Genomic DNA, 18892 nt, shown 5'->3' on the forward strand with positions numbered 1-18892 from the left:
CGAGCTCCCAAGGAAGACCGCCGTGAACCCCACTCCCGCATCCGACGCGCACGAGGCCGACGGCCCTGTCACCGCCCACCGCGGCCCGCTGGTGGCCGAGCCGACGACCGTGCCGCGCCAGAAGGCCGGGATCCACGGCGAACGACTCACCGCCCGCCTCGACCCGGACCCGCTGGACGCGGCCGACCCGGAGGCCGCCGCCGAAGCGGCCGCCGTCGAGAACCTGCTGCGCTGCTGGGTGCGGGAGAACGACCTGGCCGCGCCGGACGGCCCGGTGCTGCGCATCCCGCTGCCCGCCAGCGGCACCGCCCTGCTCGTGCCCGTGGCGTACTGGTCGGCCACCGGCTGGCACCGCTTCGGTCGGCCCGCCCTGGAAGGCGGCTCCGCCGACGCGCCGCCCGCGGACGCCGTCACCGTCGCCGCCCTGCTCGGCCGCGAGGCGGGCCAGAGCGAGGGCGCCGACCTCGTGGGCCGCGTCGCCGACTCGGTGCGCCGCACCGCGGACTTCATCGCCGACCGGCGCACCCGCCCCGGCCCCCGCGAGACGGCCGATCTCTTCCTCACCGCCGAACAGTCCCTCCTCCTGGGCCACCCGCTGCACCCCACCCCGAAAAGCCGCGAGGGCCTCTCCGAGACCGAAGTGCGCCGCTACTCGCCCGAGTTGCACGGCTCCTTCCCGCTGCACTGGATGGCCGTCGACCCCTCGGTGCTGGCCGCCGACTCGGCGTGGACCGAGGGCGGCCGCACCGTCGCCGCCGGAGCGCTGACCCAGCGGTTCGCGGAGGGCCTCCAACTCCCGCCCGGCACCGTCCCGTTGCCCCTCCACCCCTGGCAGGCCCGCGACGTCGTCCAGCGCCCGGCCGTCGCGGCCCTCCTCGCCGCCGGACTCCTGCACGACCTGGGCCCGTACGGCGACGACTGGCACCCCACGTCGTCGGTCCGCACCGTCCACCGCCCCGGCGCCGACGCCATGCTCAAGCTGTCGCTCGGCGTACGCATCACCAACTCCCGCCGGGAGAACCTGCGCAAGGAACTCCACCGGGGCGTGGAGGTCCACCGGCTGTTGCGGGCGGGCCTCGGCGAGGAGTGGCAGTCCGCGCACCCCTGCTTCGACATCGTCCGCGACCCCGCCTGGCTGGCCGTCGACACCCCGGACGGCGCACCGGTGCCGGGGCTCGACGTCGTGGTCCGCCACAACCCCTTCACCACCACCGACGACGCCGTCTGCATCGCCGCGCTCACCGCCCCGCGCCCCATGCCGGGCCGATCCGGGACGCATTCGCGCCTGGCCGAGATCGTGGGCCGGCTCGCCGCCCGCACCGGCCGGCCCACCACGGCCGTGTCAGCCGAGTGGTTCCTGCGTTACCTCGACCAGGTCGTACGCCCGCTGCTCTGGTTGGACGGCACGGCAGGCATCGCCCTGGAGGCGCACCAGCAGAACACCATTGTCCTGCTCGACCCCAACGGCTGGCCCGTGGGCGGCCGTTACCGCGACAACCAGGGCTACTACTTCCGCGAGTCGTGCCGCGCGGCCCTGGAGCGGCGGCTGCCCGGCATCGGCGCCGCCAGCGACACCTTCGTGGCCGACGCCGTCACCGACGAGCGCTTCGCCTACTACCTCGGCATCAACAACGTCCTCGGTCTCGTCGGAGCCTTCGGCGCCCAGCACCTCGCCGACGAACGCGTGCTCCTCGCCGCCCTGCGCCAGTTCCTCACCAAGGCCGTCGACCTCGGCTCGCCCCTGCCCGCCCAGTTGCTGGACAGCGCCACGCTGCGCTGCAAGGCCAACCTGCTGACCCGGCTGCACGGTCTCGACGAGCTCGTCGGCCCGGTCGACACCCAGTCCGTCTACGTCACCATCGCCAACCCCCTTCACACCGACGGAACTTGACCCTTACGAACTGCTGAGAGGAGCGTCGCCGTGCCTCCCACCGATGCGAGCACCGACGCCGGCACCGGCCCGCCCCCCCAACCGGGGGAGGCGGCCGAGGACACCCTGGACCTGGAGCTGCCCGACGAACTGGTCGCCCTGTTCGCCGACCCGGCCGCCGCTCCCGGCGGGTCGGCCCCCGGCCGGACCGGCGAGCGGGGCGCCGCTGCCGCTCCGGCGGACCCGGCGATCGCGCACGCGACCGCCGAGCCCCTCCCGGCCGACGGCTCACGCCCCGGCGGCGACCTGCCGGCCCCGCCGGACGGCGCAGCCCGGTGGGCGCATCCCGTTGTGGAGGACCTGCTCGATTCCCCCGGCGACTGGGCGCCCGCCACCACGCCCCTCGGAGCGTTCCGCCTCGTCCCCGTACGTCTCGACCGCGACCTCCCCCTCCTCACCCAGTGGATGAACGACCCGGCCGTGGCCGCCTTCTGGGACCTTGCGGGACCCGCCTCCGTCACCGCCGCCCATCTGCGCAACCAACTGGACGGCGACGGCCGCAGCGTGCCCTGCCTGGGCGTCCTCGGCACCACCCCCATGAGCTACTGGGAGATCTACCGGGCGGACCTGGACCCGCTGGCCCGCCACTATCCGGCCCGCCCGCACGACACCGGGATCCATCTGCTCATCGGCGGCGTCGCCGATCGCGGGCGGGGTGTCGGGACCACCCTGCTCAGGGCCGTGGCCGACCTGGTCATCGACAACCGCCCGCACTGCCCCCGTGTGATCGCCGAACCCGATCTGCGCAACACCCCCTCCATCTCCGCGTTCCTCAGCGCCGGCTTCCGTTTCCACGCGGAGGTCGACCTGCCCGACAAGCGAGCCGCCCTGATGGTCCGCGACCGCGCGCTCAGGAACCTGCTGTGAACGCCCCGCCGCTCCGCATGCCCCCCTTACCCCGAATCGGTTCCACTCCGAGGAGTCTCCGTGCCGAACCCTCCTTCCCTCCATGACTCCCGCGGCCTTCCCGACCCCGGGGCCCTGCCCGGGCTGCTGGCCCCGCCCGAGCTGAACCGCGAGGCCTGGGACCGTGCGGCACGCCTCCTCCTGGCGAAGATGATCGGAGCCTTCGCGTACGAGGAAATCGTGAAACCAACGGTAGGTCCCGCCACTGACAACGCCGGTCCGGACGGGAAAAACGCAGGTCAGTACGGTTTCACGCTGGACGACGGCAGCACCTTGACCTTCCGGGCCAAACGCGGCGCCTACGGCGGCTGGCGGGTGGATCCCGACTCCGTCCGGCTCGTCGAGCAGAGCCCCCCGCCCGCCGCGGAATCCGGCGCCCCGACCGCGTCCGGCCGACCTCACCCGCCCGCGGGCCGCCCGTTCGGCGACCCGGTCCGCTTCCTCGCCCTCGCCCGCCGGACCCTCGGCGTGGACGGCGCCACCTTCGGCCACCTCGTACGGGAGCTCTCCGCCACCCTGGCCGCGGACACCCGCCTGCACACCACCGCCCTGTCGGCGGCCCAGCTCGCCGACCTGCCCTACGCGGAGCTGGAGGGCCACCAGACCGGCCACCCCTGGCTGGTGCTCAACAAGGGCCGGCTCGGCTTCTCCGCCGACGACGCCGCACGCTGGAGCCCGGAAGCCCGCACTCCGGCCAGGCTGCCGTGGATCGCCGTGCGCACCGACCTCGCCACCTACCGGGGCGTCCAGAGCCTGGCCACGCCGGAGCGGCTCTACGCCCGCGAGCTCGACGCCGCCGTCCGCGAGTCCTTCGCCGCCGCGCTGCGGGCCCGGGGCCTGGATCCGGCGGCGTACCTCTATCTGCCCGTCCACCCCTGGCAGTGGACTGAAATGATCCTTCCGCTCTTCGCCCCGGCCGTCGCCGACAACGCCGTGGTGCCGCTCCCCACCGACGGCGACGTACGGCTCGCGCAGCAGTCCATCCGCACCTTCCTCAACCTCTCGCGGCCCGAGCGCCACACGGTGAAGCTCCCGCTGTCCATCCTCAACACCCTGGTCTGGCGGGGCCTGCCCACAGAGCGCACCGTCGCCGCGCCCGCCGTCACGACCTGGGTGCAGGGCCTGTGCGAGACGGACGCCTTCCTGCGCGACGAGTGCCGCGTGATCCTTCTCGGCGAGGTCGCCTCGGTCGCCGTGGAACACCCGCTGTACGACCGCATCGGCGAAGTGCCCTACCAGTACAAGGAGTTGCTGGGCGCGATCTGGCGCGAGCCACTGCTGCCCCGGCTCGCCGGGGGCGAACGGGCCCGCACCCTCGCCGCGCTGCTGCACACCGACGCCGACGGGCGTGCCTTCACCGCCGAGCTCGTCGCCCGCTCGGGCCTCGCGCCCCGGGTCTGGCTGCGCCGGCTCTTCAGCGCCATGCTGCCGCCGCTGCTCCACTTCCTCTACCGCTACGGAACGGTCTTCTCGCCGCACGGCGAGAACGCCATCGTCGTCTTCGACGAGCGGGACGTGCCCGTACGCCTGGCGATCAAGGACTTCGTCGACGACATCAACGTGAGCGCCGAGCACCTTCCCGAGCACGACTCGATGCCGCAGGACGTGCGGAACATCCTGCTCACCGAGGCGCCCTCCTTCCTCACCCAGTTCATCCACTCGGGGCTCTTCGTGGGGGTCTACCGCTTCCTGGCGCCGCTGTGCGAGGACCAACTGGGCGTCGCCGAGGCCGACTTCTGGGCGCTGGTGCGCGAGGAGATCCTGCGGCACCAGGCGCGCTTTCCCCACGAGAAGGACCGCTACGAGACCTTCGACCTGCTCACGCCCCGGATCGACCGGCTCTGCCTCAACCGCAACCGGCTGCACACCGACGGCTACCGGGACCGCTCCGAGCGGCCGCACGCCACCGTTCACGGCACCGTGGCGAACCCCCTCGCACCGGCGGAGTGATCGGATTGTCAGTGGCGAGCCTTAGGGTGGTCTGGCTATGACAAAGCCTTCACTCCCCGAGCTCCTGCACGCCGCCGTCACCGCCGTCGGCGGCGTGGAGCGGCCTGGCCAGGTCACCATGGCGACGGCTGTCGCCGACGCCGTCGACGACAGCTCCCACCTGCTGGTCCAGGCCGGGACGGGCACCGGAAAGTCCCTCGGCTACCTGGTGCCGGCCCTGGCGCACGGGGAGCGCGTCGTGATCGCCACGGCCACGCTGGCGCTCCAGCGCCAGCTCGTCGAGCGCGACCTGCCGCGCACCGTGGAGGCGCTGCATCCACTGCTGCGCAGGCGCCCCCAGTTCGCCATGCTGAAGGGCCGCTCGAACTACCTGTGCCTGCACCGCCTCCACGAGGGCGCGCCGCAGGACGAGGAGGAGGGGCTCTTCGACCAGTTCGAGGCGGCAGCCCCCACCAGCAAGCTCGGCCAGGACCTGCTCAGGATGCGGGACTGGGCGGACGAGACCGAGACCGGCGACCGCGACGACCTGACCCCGGGCGTCTCGGACAAGGCGTGGGCGCAGGCATCGGTGTCCTCCCGTGAATGCCTGGGCGCCACGAAGTGCGCGTACGGGGCGGAGTGCTTCGCGGAGATGGCCCGTGAGCGCGCCAAGCTCTCCGACGTCGTAGTCACCAACCACGCCCTGCTCGCCATCGACGCGATCGAGGGCGCCCCGGTGCTGCCGCAGCACGAGGTGCTGATCGTCGACGAGGCCCATGAGCTGGTCTCCCGGGTCACCGGCGTCGCCACCGGCGAGCTCACCCCCGGCCAGGTCAACCGGGCCGTGCGGCGCAGCGCGAAGCTGGTCAACGAGAAGGTGGCCGACGGGCTTCAGACGGCCGCCGAGGGCTTCGAGCGGGTGATGGAGCTGGCCCTGCCGGGCCGCCTGGAGGAGATCCCGGAGGACCTGGGCTATGCGCTGATGGCGCTGCGCGACGCCGCCCGCGAGGTGGTCTCGGCGCTCGGCTCCACGCGCGACAAGTCCGTCCAGGACGAGAACGCGGTGCGCAAGCAGGCCCTCGCCATGGTGGAGACGGTGCACGGCGTGGCGGAGCGCATCACCAACGGCTCTGAGTGGGACGTGGTCTGGTACGAGCGCCACGACCGCTTCGGCGCCTCCCTGCGGGTCGCCCCGCTGTCGGTGTCGGGCCTGCTCAGGGAGAAGCTCTTCACGGACCGTTCGGTGATCCTCACCTCAGCGACGCTCAAGCTGGGCGGCGACTTCAACGGCGTGGGCGCCTCGCTGGGGCTCTCCCCGGAAGGCACCCCCGGCGATGACGTCCCGCAGTGGAAGGGCTTGGACGTCGGCTCGCCCTTCGACTATCCCAAGCAGGGCATCCTCTACGTCGCCAAGCATCTGGCCACACCGGGCCGGGAGGGTTCGCGCGGCGACATGATGGACGAGCTGGCCGAGCTGGTGGAGGCCGCCGGCGGGCGCACCCTCGGCCTGTTCTCCTCGATGCGGGCGGCCCAGGCCGCCGCCGAGGAGCTGCGCGGACGCCTCGACCATCCGATCCTGCTCCAGGGCGAGGAGACGCTGGGCGAGCTGATCAAGTCCTTCGCCGCCGACCCGAAGACCTGCCTGTTCGGGACGCTGTCCCTGTGGCAGGGCGTCGACGTGCCGGGGCCGAGCTGCCAGCTGGTGATCATGGACCGGATTCCGTTCCCGCGCCCCGATGATCCGCTGATGAGCGCCCGCCAGAAGGCGGTGGAGGAGGGTGGCGGCAACGGCTTCATGGCGGTGGCGGCCACGCATGCCGCGCTCCTGATGGCCCAGGGCGCCGGTCGTCTCGTACGGGCGACGGGTGACCGGGGTGTGGTCGCGGTGCTCGATCCCCGGCTGGCCAACGCCCGCTACGGCAGCTATCTGCGGGCCTCGCTGCCCGACTTCTGGTACACCACGGACCGAAACCAGGCGCGCCGCTCGCTCGCGGCCATCGACGCGGCGGCCAAGGCCGACGGGAAGTAGGCCGGTGCTCCGCCCGCGCGCGGCGGGCGGAGCGCGAAGGGCCGGGGGCACAGCAGGGCCCCGAGACCGGCGCAGAGGGTCCCGGGGCCCGGTCGAAGCCGGCGGAGGGGTCAGACCCGCCGGAGCACCGCCACGACCTTGCCCAGGATGGTCGCGTCATCGCCGGGGATCGGCTGGTAGGCGGCGTTGTGCGGAAGCAGCCAGATGTGGTTGTCCTCGCGCTTGAAGCGCTTGACGGTGGCCTCGCCGTCGAGCATCGCGGCGACGATGTCGCCGTTCTCGGCGACGGGCTGGCGGCGCACCGTGACCCAGTCGCCGTCGCAGATCGCGGCCTCGATCATCGAGTCACCGACGACCTTCAGGACGAAGAGCTCGCCGTCACCGACCAGCTGGCGGGGGAGCGGGAAGACGTCCTCGACCGACTCCTCCGCGAGGATCGGGCCACCGGCGGCGATCCGGCCGACCAGCGGCACGTACGACGCGGCGGGCTTGCCCGCGGTGTCGGTGGGCTGGCTGCTCGGCTGGTCGGAGCCGCGGACCTCGTACGCGCGCGGCCGGTGCGGGTCGCGGCGCAGGAAGCCCTTGCGCTCCAGGGCCATGAGCTGGTGGGCGACGGAGGAGGTGCTGGAGAGGCCGACGGCCTGGCCGATCTCCCGCATCGACGGCGGGTAACCACGCCGCTGCACGGAGTCCCGGATGACCTCGATGACCCGGCGCTGCCGGTCGGTGAGCCCCGAGCTGTCCGCCCTGATCCCTGGAGGGCGGCCTGGCAGGGAGCGGGCAGGCCGCCCGGCGTCCGCCCCCTGGTTCGTGACTGCGTCATTCATGGCATGCACCGGCTCAAGTCGGGTCTGGGAGCGGTCCTGGGCAGTGATGGTGGCACTGTCTGCGGTGGTGGTCACGTCGGCCCCTCTCGAAATGGTCTCCCTAGCTGGACAACGGTAGTTGCTTTCGAAAGGTTGCGCCAAACACACGTTCGAGTGAAAAATCGCAGAACGCGCTCCGTGGCCTCGCGGGTGGGTGTATGTGCGAGTCCCGATTGGGGGCCCGTCGAACGGCAATTCGGTCGATTACGGTACCCTTCACCGCCGGGGCGGACGCTCGGCGTCCTCCCCTTCGGGGACCGTTCCGGCGGCCGCCGCGTGTCGCTCACGAGGACGCCGCGCCGGCGCCCAGTCTGTCATCCAGCACCCCGCGACCCCGCGTTGCGACGCGCTTCCCGTAACCTCTTGGGCGGCCGGAAATCGCCGGGCCGCGGCCGGGGTTCGCCGACACGCGGTAGGGCTGGATAAACGGCGAAACCCTAGATCTAGTGGTTGGATTGGTGCAGCCACCCAGAAGTTGTGGTCCATGGTCCTTCAAGGCCCTGGCCATCGCCTATGCTTGTGGTCGCTTCGCGGGAGGTTTCCGAGCCCGGTGAGGCTATTCAGTCGTGCTGTGAAGGAGGGTTGGGAACCATGCACTGCCCCTTCTGCAGGCACCCCGACAGCCGTGTCGTCGACAGCCGTACGACCGACGACGGTACGTCGATCCGCCGGCGGCGCCAGTGCCCCGACTGCTCCCGTCGCTTCACGACGGTGGAGACGGCCTCGCTGATGGTCATCAAGCGATCCGGCGTCACCGAACCCTTCAGCCGTACCAAGGTCATCTCCGGCGTCCGCAAGGCATGCCAGGGGCGGCCCGTCACCGAGGACGCCCTCGCCAAGCTCGGCCAGCGGGTCGAAGAGGCGGTGCGCGCCACCGGCAGCGCCGAGCTGACCACCCACGACGTGGGGCTCGCCATACTCGGCCCGTTGCAGGAGCTCGACCTCGTCGCGTACCTGCGCTTCGCGTCCGTTTACCGGGCTTTCGACACGCTCGAAGACTTCGAGGCCGCCATCGTGGAACTCCGCGAGCGGCAGCCTCCCGCAGGCCAATCAGACGAGTGCGTGGCCGGCGCGACCCCCGAGGTCCCCGTGCCCGCCACCGCCGCCGACTGACCGAGGGGCCCGCACGGGCCCGCGGTCGCCGATCGGCGGCAATCCAGGACCTGCCAGGGGTGAGCTTCTGCTGCGCCCGTGGCAACAGACAAACACCGTGCCCTGGGAACATTCAGGCACTTTTGGGCGTTTTTGCCCGCGTATGGGAGGCGGCAATGACAGAGACGGCGAGCGGCCCGGCACGAGGCTCCCGAGCCAAGGGATCCAGGGCCACCAAGGGTCTGCGCATCGAGCGCATCCACACCACCCCCGGCGTGCATCCGTACGACGAGGTGGCCTGGGAGCGCCGTGACGTCGTCATGACCAACTGGCGCGACGGCTCGGTCAACTTCGAGCAGCGTGGCGTCGAGTTCCCCGACTTCTGGTCGGTGAACGCGGTCAACATCGTCACCAGCAAGTACTTCCGCGGGGCCGTCGGCACCCCGCAGCGCGAGACCGGTCTCAAGCAGCTCATCGACCGGATCGTGAAGACCTACACGAAGGCCGGCGAGGAGTACGGATACTTCGCCTCGCCCGCCGACGCCGAGATCTTCGAGCACGAGCTGGCGTACGCACTCCTGCACCAGATCTTCAGCTTCAACTCGCCGGTGTGGTTCAACGTCGGCACGCCCCAGCCGCAGCAGGTCTCGGCCTGCTTCATCCTGGCCGTCGACGACTCCATGGAGTCCATCCTCGACTGGTACAAGGAAGAGGGCATGATCTTCAAGGGCGGCTCCGGCGCCGGCCTGAACCTCTCCCGCATCCGCTCCTCCAAGGAGCTGCTGTCCTCCGGCGGCAACGCCTCGGGCCCCGTCTCCTTCATGCGCGGTGCCGACGCCTCCGCCGGAACCATCAAGTCCGGCGGCGCCACCCGCCGCGCGGCCAAGATGGTCATCCTCGACGTCGACCACCCCGACATCGAGAACTTCATCGAGACCAAGGTGAAGGAAGAGGAGAAGATCCGCGCGCTGCGCGACGCGGGCTTCGACATGGACCTGGGCGGCGACGACATCACGTCCGTCCAGTACCAGAACGCCAACAACTCGGTCCGCGTGAACGACGAGTTCATGAAGGCCGTCGAGACCGGCGGCAAGTTCGGGCTGCGGGCCCGCATGACCGGTGACGTCATCGAAGAGGTCGACGCCAAGTCGCTCTTCCGCAAGATGGCCGAGGCCGCCTGGGCCTGCGCCGACCCCGGCATCCAGTACGACGACACCATCAACCACTGGCACACCTGCCCCGAGTCCGGCCGCATCAACGGCTCGAACCCGTGCAGCGAGTACATGCACCTGGACAACACGTCCTGCAACCTCGCGTCCCTGAACCTGATGAAGTTCCTCAAGGACGACGGCAAGGGCCACCAGTCCTTCGAGGTCGAGCGCTTCGCCAAGGTCGTCGAGCTCGTCATCACCGCGATGGACATCTCCATCTGCTTCGCGGACTTCCCGACCCAGAAGATCGGCGAGAACACCCGCGCCTACCGCCAGCTCGGCATCGGCTACGCCAACCTCGGCGCCCTGCTGATGGCCACGGGCCACGCGTACGACTCCGACGGCGGCCGCGCGCTCGCCGGCGCCATCACCTCCCTGATGACCGGTACCTCGTACAAGCGCTCCGCCGAGCTCGCCGCGGTCGTCGGCGCGTACGACGGCTACGCCCGCAACGCCGAGCCGCACCAGCGCGTCATGAAGCAGCACGCCGACGCCAACGCCGCGGCCGTCCACATGGACGACCTGGACAACCCGATCTGGGCCGCCGCCACGGAGGCCTGGCAGGACGTGATCCGGCTCGGCGCGAAGAACGGTTTCCGTAACGCGCAGGCCTCGGTCATCGCGCCGACCGGCACCATCGGTCTCGCCATGTCGTGCGACACCACCGGCCTGGAGCCCGACCTCGCCCTGGTCAAGTTCAAGAAGCTGGTCGGCGGCGGCTCGATGCAGATCGTCAACGGCACGGTGCCCCAGGCGCTGCGCCGCCTCGGCTACCAGGAGGAGGCGATCGAGGCGATCGTCGCCCACATCGCCGAGAACGGGAACGTCATCGACGCCCCGGGCCTGAAGCCCGAGCACTACGAGGTCTTCGACTGCGCCATGGGCGAGCGTTCCATCTCCGCGATGGGCCACGTCCGCATGATGGCCGCCATCCAGCCGTGGATCTCGGGCGCGCTGTCCAAGACGGTCAACCTGCCGGAGACGGCGACCGTCGAGGACGTCGAAGAGGTCTACTTCGAGGCGTGGAAGATGGGCGTCAAGGCGCTCGCGATCTACCGCGACAACTGCAAGGTCGGCCAGCCCCTCTCCGCCAAGACCAAGGAGAAGGAGAAGGAGGCGGTCACCACCAAGGCCGAGGAGACCATCCGCACCGCGGTCGAGAAGGTCGTCGAGTACCGCCCGGTCCGCAAGCGCCTCCCCAAGGGCCGCCCGGGGATCACCACCTCCTTCACGGTGGGTGGCGCCGAGGGCTACATGACCGCCAACTCCTACCCGGACGACGGTCTCGGCGAGGTCTTCCTCAAGATGTCCAAGCAGGGCTCCACCCTCGCGGGCATGATGGACGCCTTCTCGATCGCCGTCTCCGTCGGCCTCCAGTACGGCGTGCCGCTGGAGACCTACGTCTCGAAGTTCACCAACATGCGCTTCGAGCCGGCCGGCATGACGGACGACCCGGACGTGCGGATGGCGCAGTCGATCGTCGACTACATCTTCCGCCGCCTGGCGCTCGACTTCCTGCCGTTCGAGACCCGCTCGGCGCTCGGCATCCACTCCGCCGAGGAGCGCCAGCGCCACCTGGACACCGGTTCGTACGAGCCGACCCTGGAGGACGACGAGCTGGACGTGGAGAGCCTGGCCCAGTCGGCCCCGCGCCAGACGGAGCCCCTGAAGGCCGTCTCCTCGCCGACGCCGGTCGCGGTCGAGGCCCCGAAGGTCGCGCACAACTCGGCCGAGCTCGTCGAGATGCAGCTCGGCGTCAGCGCGGACGCGCCGCTCTGCTTCTCCTGCGGTACGAAGATGCAGCGGGCCGGCTCCTGCTACATCTGCGAGGGCTGCGGCTCGACCAGCGGCTGCAGCTGACACCGCGGCTCCGCCGGACTGAAGCGTCCGGTGGAGCCCGCCGGTCCGGCTGACCGGTGACGTACTGAGGGGACCGGCGACCGCCGGTCCCCTCGGGCGTGTGGGGCGGGCGGGGTCCGGCTCAGGCGGTCGCGGCGCCCATGGCCGCGATGAAGGCGTCCGGGTCGAGGTCGAAACCGCGGACGTCCTCGCGGAACTCCCACGCGCCCGAGGCGTTCCGGACGAACTCCGCGACCGTCGCCGCTCTGGCGCCCGCCACCTCCGCGAAGCCGTGCCGGGACAGCTCGGTGTATCCGTCCCGGACGCGGACGCCCGGGTCGGCCACGTCGCCGAAGACGAGCCGTCCCGACCCCTGCTGGATGACGACGCCGACCAGCACGCGCCCGTGCTCGGCGGACATGCGGCCGAGGTCCAGGGTCATGACCTCGTCATAGCCGAGGCCCTGCCCGGTCCGGCTGTCGCGGTCCAGCCAGATCGTGCCGTCGGGGGAGCGGTGGTCGAAGTACACACAGTAGTCGGGCGGTCCGCAGGGGGCGGCCGCCGGATAGACGCCCGCGACCACGTCGAGGTCGTGGGCGGGTGAGCCGAGCGGGCTGGGGTCCCAGCGCAGCGCCACCTCGACCGTGCCGAGCCCTTTGCCGATGCCGCTCATGCATACCCCTCCCCGTGTCTGCCCTGCGCCCCGCACCCCTCCCATGCTGTCACGGCCGTGCGGGAAAGTCGTTCGGTCAACGGGTTGGCGCCCGGCCTCCTGGCGGCGATCATGGTGCCGGGCGGGGGCCGCGAGGGTCCCCGGACCGACGACGGGGGATCATGATGTGGAACGGTCAAGAGGTCGATCTGGACGCCTACTTCGCGCGGATCGGCTACGACGGTGACGGGGCGCCCACCCTGGACACCTTGCGGGAGCTGCACCGGGCGCACGTGGCGGCGATCCCCTTCGAGAACCTGGACGTGGCCCTCGGCCGGCCCGTGCGGCTGGATGTGAAGAGCCTCCTGGCCAAGCTCGTCGGGCAGGAGCGCGGCGGCTACTGCTACGAGCAGAACTCGCTGTTCGCCGCCGTGCTGGAACGGCTGGGCTTCGAGTGCACCGCACGCGGCGCCCGCGTCCGGGCCCGGGGCACGGTCCTGCCGCCGGTGACCCACGCGCTGCTCGCGGTCCCCGCCGAGGGCCAACTCTGGCTCTGCGACACGGGGTTCGGGCACCAGGGTCCGCTGGAGCCGGTCCCGTTGCGGGACGGCGCGGTCGTGGAGCAGGGCGGCTGGACGTTCGGCGTCGGCACGGAGGAGGACGGCACCCACGTCCTGCGGTCGCTGCGGCCCGAGGGGTGGCTGGACCTCTACGCCTTCGCCCCGCAGGCGATCAACCCGGCCGACTTCACGGTCATGAACCACTACAGCTCCTCGCACCCCCGCTCCCGTTTCGTGGGCCAGGTGGTGGCGCAGCGGACCGCGCCCGGAGTGCGCCGGGCGCTGGTCCGGGACGAGTTCACCACCATTGGTACGGACGGCACCGAGGACCGGCGCCGGGTGGCCGCCGACGAGCTCGGAACGGTGTTGTCAGAGGTCTTCGATATCGTGATGGAGCGGGAAGAAGTCGCACAACTGGGCGCACTGGCAGAAGGGTTGAAGGAGCGGGAGCCCCGACCCGGCGTTCGGGAGTGAACTGGGTTTCGAGGCGCGCGGCATTCTCCCGTGGAAGTACGCCGTCCGAGCCTGACCGGGGCGTGGCGGCGCGCCGTACGATGGCGCGGTGCTGGTCAAGTGGATTCGCTGCACCGTGGTGGACCGCCGCGGTTTCGAGCGGGGGCAGCGGAAATGGGCGGGGTTACTGGGCGAGCCCGGTTTCCGGGGGCAGGGCGGCGGCTGGAGCCGGAGGCGGCCGGAAGTGGCCCATGTCTTCGGCTTCTGGGAGAGCCGCGCGTTCTACGACTCCTTCATGGCCCGGGCGCACGACCGGCTCGCGGCCGCCCAGTCCGGCACGTACAAGGACATCGAGGTGAGGCTCTTCGACCACCGCTTCGACGTGAAGACCGGCTTCGAGCCGCGCTTCACCGACGCGGACGTGGTCCGCGTCGCGCACTGCACGGTGCACCAGGAGCGGGTCGAGCACTTCGCGCTGATGCAGGAGAAGGTCTGGAACCCCGCGATGGCGGGGTCCCCGGGCATGCTGCGCGGGCTGTTCGCCGAGGCGCCCGGCCAGGAGTTCCTGGTGCTCTCGATGTGGCAGTCGGCCGCCGAGCACGGCAAGTACCGGGCCGACCGGGTGGAGCGGCTCTCGCTGCGCGCCGGGACCGAGCAGGACGTAGCGGCCCTGACCGGTGACGTCGTCCAGCTCGACCCGGACTGGACGGTCTGAGGCGGCCCGCCGCGCGCCTACGCCGGATGGAGGCCGGACAAGTGCTCGATCGGAGCGTCGGCGATCTAGTGTTTGGGCATGGCACGACCACGGCGCATCGTCCTCGTCCGGCACGGCGAGTCGGAGGGCAATGCCGACGACACCGTGTACGAGCGCGAACCCGACCACGCGCTGAGACTCACCGAGACGGGCCTGCGCCAGGCCGAGGCGACCGGTGAGCGGCTGCGCGCGATGTTCGGGAGCGAGAAGGTCAGCGTATACGTCTCGCCCTACCGGCGCACCCACGAGACGTTCCGCGCGTTCGGCCTCGACCCGGAGCAGGTACGGATCCGGGAGGAGCCCCGGCTGCGCGAGCAGGACTGGGGGAACTGGCAGGACCGGGACGACGTCAAGCTCCAGAAGGCGTACCGGGACGCCTACGGCCACTTCTTCTACCGGTTCGCGCAGGGCGAGTCGGGGGCTGACGTGTACGACCGGGTGGGGGCGTTCCTGGAGAGCCTCTACCGGAGCTTCGAGGCGCCGGACCACCCGCCCAACGTGCTCCTGGTGACGCACGGGCTCACCATGAGGCTGTTCTGCATGCGCTGGTTCCACTGGAGCGTGGCGGACTTCGAGTCGCTGTCCAATCCGGGGAACGCCGAGACCAGGACGCTGCTCCTCGGCGCCGACGGGCGGTACTCGCTGGACCGGCCGTTCCAGCGGTGGCGTGCCCCGGAGCCGTACGGGATCACCGGATAGAGTGGCTGTGAGATGACCGCTGACTCCGCCACCGAATCACTCGACCCGCGTTTCGCACGCGCGCTGGGCAGCCTGCGCGGGCTGTCCGTCGGCGACGCACTGGGCTCCCAGTTCTTCGTCCCCGTCAACTACCCCCTCCTCAAGCGCCGCGAGCTGCCCGACGGCCCCTGGCAGTGGACCGACGACACCGAGATGGCCTGTTCGGTCCTTGCCGTACTCGTCTCGCACGGGCGCGTCGACCAGGACGCGCTCGCGCTGTCCTTCGCCCACCACCACGACTTCGACCGGGGCTACGGGCCCGCGGTCAACCGGATGCTCCGCCTGGTCAGGGAGGGCGGGGACTGGCGGGAGCTGGCCTCCGCGCTGTTCAAGGGCCAGGGCTCCTGGGGCAACGGCTCCGCCATGCGGATCGCGCCGCTCGGCGCCTGGTACGCCGACGACCCGGAGCAGGCCACCCACCAGGCCGAGATCTCCTCGTACACCACCCACCAGCACCGCGAGGCCGTCGTCGGCGCCATGGCGGTCGCCGCGGCCGCGGCCCTGGCCGCCGCCCCCGCAGGTCCCCCCGAGCCGGGCGAACTGCTCGACTCGGTCATCGCGCTGGTGCCGCGCAGCGCCGTCGGCGCGGGGCTGCGGCGGGCGCGCGACATGCTGGACTACGACGACGCGGCGACCGTGGCCGCGGTGCTCGGCTCCGGGCGACGCACCAGCGCGCACGACACCGTGCCGTTCGCCCTCTGGTCGGCGGCGCGCGGGCTCGGCGACTACGAGCGCACGTTCTGGACGACCGCGCAGGTGGGCGGCGACGTCGACACGACCTGTGCGATCGCCGGGGGAGTGGTCGCGGCCGCCAAGGCCGGAGCCCCGCCCACCGCCTGGCTGGAGCGCACCGAAGACCTCCCGGACTGGGTCCCGGCGACCCCCGTCGGCTGAGCCGTCCCTCGCCCGCCTTGGCCGTCCCGCCCGCACCGCGCGGACGGGGCGGTGCGCGGGCGAGAACCTCGCCGCTCCCAAGAAGCGGGCAGATGACGGGACTTGAGGGGGGCGACCCCTGCTCGGGTGAGTCGTTGGCGGTGCTCGCGCACGGAACCGCGGCCCTCGCTCCCCGCCCGGCATGGCGGGTTCACACTCCGGCTACGCGGCGTGCTCGGCCCTTCACGCCTGCGACCCCGGCGCGGGCGGGCGACTCCAGGAGCTGCCCCCGCACCAGGTGATCGAACCCTTCCCCCAGCCCTTCCACCGGGGGTTCGGCAACGCACCTGGCGGCCGCCCCTCGTCGTCGTCCCTGGCTGGTGCCGCACCGGCAGAAGGTGTGCGGGAGCGAAGGGAACACGGCCGCGACGACCGTCCCCGTCATGGCGCCGCGGCGCGTCCTCGCACCGCCCGCGCGGGGCCTGCGGACGGTCCTGGGAGACCTGGGTGTCGCGGGCGGCACCCGGCGGCGTAACCTTGCAGGCGCCATGCCGTACGAACCACCCACCCACAGCGTCGAGCGCTCGATTCGCGCCACCACCGGGGCCAAGATCGTCGCCGGTGTCGACGAAGTCGGACGCGGGGCGTGGGCCGGTCCCGTCACGGTCTGCGCCGCGATCACCGGACTGCGGCGCCCGCCCGCCGGGCTCACCGACTCCAAGCTGCTCAGCCCCAAGCGCCGCACCGAGCTCGCCGCGGTCCTCGAAGGCTGGGTCACCGCCTACGCGCTCGGCGACTCCTCGCCGGAGGAGATCGACGAGCTGGGCATGACGGCGGCCCTGCGCCTGGCCGCCGTGCGCGCCCTCGAGGCCCTGCCGGTCCGGCCGGACGCGGTCATCCTCGACGGCAAGCACGACTACCTCGGGCTGCCGTGGCGGGTCCGTACGGTGATCAAGGGCGACCAGTCCTGCATCGCGGTCTCCGCGGCCTCGGTGATCGCCAAGGTGCGCCGGGACGCGATGATGGCCGAACTCCTGGGCGCCCAGGGGGAGTACGCGGGATTCGGCTTCGCCGAGAACGCCGGGTACCCCTCGCCCGTCCACAAGGCGGCGCTGGCGGAGCTGGGGCCCACCCCGTACCACCGGCTGTCCTGGTCGTACCTGGACACGCTGCCCCAGTGGCGGCACCTGAAGAAGACGCGGCTCTCCGCTGAGGCGGCCGCACTCGAAAGCGGGGGACAGCTCGGCTTCGACTTCTGACCCGGATCACGGCCGAGTCCCGGAGGTTCTCGGTCCGTTGTCCGCACGGTGCGGCCCCGTTCCCGGAGCCTTCCGGTCCGCTTCGCGGACGGGCGAAAGTACGGGCCCGCATCCTGAAATCCCTGGACTTTCCCGCCCAGTTGCGGGGAGACTCCGCCCCGATCGCACCTTTGTGCCCACCCGCCGGTGACGCCTTCACCGGCATTTGATAGACATCAACTCATGCCTCTCATCCCCGAGGAGCCTCAGATTCACGAGAGTGCCCAGGGTCCCCGCGTCACCCCGGCCGCCGGCCGCACCGCGCAGACCCCTCGCCCCGTACCCGGTCCGCGTTCCGCGGCCGCACCGCGTCCCGGACGTCCGGGCCCCGGCCCGGCCCGGCCCACGCCTCCCGCGCAGCGGTCCCACGGCTCCGCCGCGCAGACCCCGCCCACCCCGTCGCCGGCCTCGTCCGGTCCGCAGATCCAGCTGATCCCGGCTCCGGCCGGCGGCGCGCTCGACGCCGCGGGCGAAGCGGTGGACCTGCTGCTCGACTCCGGCCGCGCGCCGGGCGACATCCTGGTCCTCACCACCGGCGAGCCGCACCCGTGGGCGGCGCACGAGCTGTCCTTCGGCGAGGACGCCTACTGGGCCCAGCACGACGCCCGGGACGACGTCTTCTACGCCGATGCCGCCGCCGCGGAGCGGGCCTCGGCCCGGCCCGTGGTCGTCGTCGCCGTCAACGACGCCGCGGCCGACGACGCCGGTCGCGCCCTGCCGCTCGCCCTGGCCCGTGCCGAGGCGCTGCTCATCGTGTGCGGTGACCCGCAGCGGATCAACGCGGCGCTCGGCGCCGGAGTCTGAGCACCGGCTCGGCCACTTCGGCCCCCGCGCACGACGGTCCGTGCGCGCGGGACCGAGTCGGGAATCCGGGGCGAGCGCTCCGGAGCCCGAAGCCCAGAGGCCGCGCCGCCCTGCCCCGGGCCGGATCCGTCCGGCGGGGCGGCGGACGGACCCCATAGGGCCGACCCGGGAGCGGGCCGGTCCGCGTCCGTGCCGGAACGGTTCAGCGCGCGGCCGTGCGCCGCAGCATCTCCACCGCGCCGGCGCCCGAGCGCAGCGGCAGCGGCTCGGCCAGTTCGGACTCGGCCTCGGCCAGTGAGCCCGGGCCGGACAGCGAGCTGGGGCGGCGGCCGCCGCGGCCCTCGCCGAGCACCTGCCACCCGCCGCGCGTGAGCGTGATGTACGCGCCGCAGCGCAGCCCGTGCAGGGTGCAGGCGTCCCGCAGCCCCCACATCCAGGCGCCGTCCTCCTCCGTCCAGCGCTCGTCGCCGTCGCGGCAGTAGAGCAGCACGGCGGTGCGCACCGGGGCCCGGCGGCGCAGATCGTGCGGGATCACCCGGCGCAGGTGCGCGAGCAGCGCGTTGCGGAACTCCCAGCCGTCGGCCGGTGCGGCGCGGCGCGCGAACGACGCGCTGGCGGCGAGCCGTTCCTCGTGGTCCAGGACCGCGACGACGGCGGTCGTGGGCGTCGGCCGGTGCCGGGCGTGCAGCCCGCTGACGACCTCGCGGGGATTGCGCAGCAGCGGAATGCCGGCCGCGGCCCACTCGGCGGGTTCCAGGATCCTGCCGAGGCGGTTCGCGGAGTCGGCCGACATGGGGGCAGAGGCTGCTGCCGACGCTGCGGACGGAGCGAATCCGAAGGTCACGGTCCTCCCTTCCGGATACGCGCCCACAGAGCGGGCAGGGTCGGGTGAGGGCGCACCACGGCACAGCCCTTCCGGACCACAGGGGGGCCGTGCGGGGGCGGCTCCAATTCTTGC

15 protein-coding genes are annotated in these 18892 nt (G+C 72.1%); 12 read left to right on the plus strand and 3 right to left on the minus strand.

Going from position 1 to position 18892, the window contains the following annotated elements; all coding sequences use genetic code 11:
* The first annotated feature begins 22 nt into the window (after window positions 1-22).
* Genes AC07F3_RS30780 through AC07F3_RS30795 form a run of 4 tightly spaced genes read left to right on the plus strand, consistent with a single transcriptional unit; the run spans window position 23 to window position 6794 of the window.
* Window positions 23-1891, plus strand: coding sequence for an IucA/IucC family protein (locus AC07F3_RS30780; protein ID WP_479117693.1), 1869 nt, complete (start codon window positions 23-25; stop codon window positions 1889-1891).
* A gap of 30 nt (window positions 1892-1921) precedes the next feature.
* Window positions 1922-2797, plus strand: a complete 876-nt coding sequence (locus tag AC07F3_RS30785; RefSeq protein WP_479117694.1) for a GNAT family N-acetyltransferase — start codon at window positions 1922-1924, stop codon at window positions 2795-2797.
* A 60-nt stretch (window positions 2798-2857) separates the two neighbouring features.
* Window positions 2858-4786, plus strand: a complete 1929-nt coding sequence (locus AC07F3_RS30790; RefSeq protein WP_479117695.1) for an IucA/IucC family protein — start codon at window positions 2858-2860, stop codon at window positions 4784-4786.
* Window positions 4787-4823: 37 nt separating this feature from the next.
* A complete protein-coding gene (locus AC07F3_RS30795; protein ID WP_479117696.1) occupies window positions 4824-6794 on the plus strand; it encodes an ATP-dependent DNA helicase in 1971 nt (656 codons plus the stop codon).
* Between the two features lie 110 nt (window positions 6795-6904).
* On the opposite strand, the gene lexA is transcribed toward AC07F3_RS30795, so the two are convergent.
* Window positions 6905-7696, minus strand: a complete 792-nt coding sequence (lexA, locus tag AC07F3_RS30800) for a transcriptional repressor LexA (RefSeq protein ID WP_114040937.1) — start codon at window positions 7694-7696, stop codon at window positions 6905-6907.
* A gap of 555 nt (window positions 7697-8251) precedes the next feature.
* Between lexA and nrdR the strand changes: the two genes are divergently transcribed.
* Window positions 8252-8773, plus strand: coding sequence for a transcriptional regulator NrdR (gene nrdR, locus AC07F3_RS30805; protein WP_479117697.1), 522 nt, complete (start codon window positions 8252-8254; stop codon window positions 8771-8773).
* A 155-nt stretch (window positions 8774-8928) separates the two neighbouring features.
* Window positions 8929-11823 (plus strand): vitamin B12-dependent ribonucleotide reductase, encoded by a 2895-nt coding sequence (locus tag AC07F3_RS30810; protein ID WP_479117698.1) that lies wholly within the window; start codon window positions 8929-8931, stop codon window positions 11821-11823.
* A 121-nt stretch (window positions 11824-11944) separates the two neighbouring features.
* Here AC07F3_RS30810 and AC07F3_RS30815 read toward each other — a convergent pair whose 3' ends face one another.
* Window positions 11945-12475 carry a TerD family protein gene (locus AC07F3_RS30815; protein WP_479117699.1) on the minus strand — a complete coding sequence of 177 codons (531 nt, stop codon included), beginning with the start codon at window positions 12473-12475 and terminating at the stop codon, window positions 11945-11947.
* Between the two features lie 161 nt (window positions 12476-12636).
* Here AC07F3_RS30815 and AC07F3_RS30820 point away from each other — a divergent pair, with 161 nt between their 5' ends.
* The 6 genes from AC07F3_RS30820 (at window position 12637) to AC07F3_RS30845 (ending at window position 17934) form a co-directional block, all read left to right on the plus strand.
* The gene (locus AC07F3_RS30820) at window positions 12637-13488 is read left to right on the plus strand and encodes an arylamine N-acetyltransferase family protein (RefSeq protein ID WP_479117700.1); all 852 of its coding nucleotides are present in this window, start codon (window positions 12637-12639) and stop codon (window positions 13486-13488) included.
* 88 nt (window positions 13489-13576) lie between these two features.
* The gene (locus tag AC07F3_RS30825) at window positions 13577-14182 is read left to right on the plus strand and encodes a YdbC family protein (RefSeq protein ID WP_479117701.1); all 606 of its coding nucleotides are present in this window, start codon (window positions 13577-13579) and stop codon (window positions 14180-14182) included.
* 78 nt (window positions 14183-14260) lie between these two features.
* Window positions 14261-14920 (plus strand): histidine phosphatase family protein, encoded by a 660-nt coding sequence (locus AC07F3_RS30830; protein ID WP_053726372.1) that lies wholly within the window; start codon window positions 14261-14263, stop codon window positions 14918-14920.
* Between the two features lie 12 nt (window positions 14921-14932).
* Window positions 14933-15853, plus strand: coding sequence for an ADP-ribosylglycohydrolase family protein (locus AC07F3_RS30835; protein ID WP_479117702.1), 921 nt, complete (start codon window positions 14933-14935; stop codon window positions 15851-15853).
* Window positions 15854-16380: 527 nt separating this feature from the next.
* Window positions 16381-17091 (plus strand): ribonuclease HII, encoded by a 711-nt coding sequence (locus tag AC07F3_RS30840; protein ID WP_388983562.1) that lies wholly within the window; start codon window positions 16381-16383, stop codon window positions 17089-17091.
* 222 nt (window positions 17092-17313) lie between these two features.
* Window positions 17314-17934, plus strand: coding sequence for a hypothetical protein (locus AC07F3_RS30845; RefSeq protein WP_479117703.1), 621 nt, complete (start codon window positions 17314-17316; stop codon window positions 17932-17934).
* Between the two features lie 202 nt (window positions 17935-18136).
* Here AC07F3_RS30845 and AC07F3_RS30850 read toward each other — a convergent pair whose 3' ends face one another.
* Window positions 18137-18778, minus strand: coding sequence for a hypothetical protein (locus AC07F3_RS30850; RefSeq protein ID WP_479117704.1), 642 nt, complete (start codon window positions 18776-18778; stop codon window positions 18137-18139).
* Between the last annotated feature and the right edge of the window lie 114 nt (window positions 18779-18892).

This window comes from Streptomyces sp. NPDC045846 (genome assembly GCF_056431605.1).

What these genes read in the sequence shown, in the direction of transcription:
- AC07F3_RS30820 (WP_479117700.1), top strand. Translation starts at nt 12,637, where the DNA reads ATGATGTGGAACGGTCAAGAGGTCGATCTGGACGCCTACTTCGCGCGG.
- AC07F3_RS30810 (WP_479117698.1), top strand. Translation starts at nt 8,929, where the DNA reads ATGACAGAGACGGCGAGCGGCCCGGCACGAGGCTCCCGAGCCAAGGGA.
- AC07F3_RS30840 (WP_388983562.1), top strand. Translation starts at nt 16,381, where the DNA reads ATGCCGTACGAACCACCCACCCACAGCGTCGAGCGCTCGATTCGCGCC.
- AC07F3_RS30830 (WP_053726372.1), top strand. Translation starts at nt 14,261, where the DNA reads ATGGCACGACCACGGCGCATCGTCCTCGTCCGGCACGGCGAGTCGGAG.
- AC07F3_RS30815 (WP_479117699.1), bottom strand. Translation starts at nt 12,475, where the DNA reads ATGAGCGGCATCGGCAAAGGGCTCGGCACGGTCGAGGTGGCGCTGCGC.
- nrdR (WP_479117697.1), top strand. Translation starts at nt 8,252, where the DNA reads ATGCACTGCCCCTTCTGCAGGCACCCCGACAGCCGTGTCGTCGACAGC.
- AC07F3_RS30845 (WP_479117703.1), top strand. Translation starts at nt 17,314, where the DNA reads ATGCCTCTCATCCCCGAGGAGCCTCAGATTCACGAGAGTGCCCAGGGT.
- AC07F3_RS30835 (WP_479117702.1), top strand. Translation starts at nt 14,933, where the DNA reads ATGACCGCTGACTCCGCCACCGAATCACTCGACCCGCGTTTCGCACGC.
- AC07F3_RS30795 (WP_479117696.1), top strand. Translation starts at nt 4,824, where the DNA reads ATGACAAAGCCTTCACTCCCCGAGCTCCTGCACGCCGCCGTCACCGCC.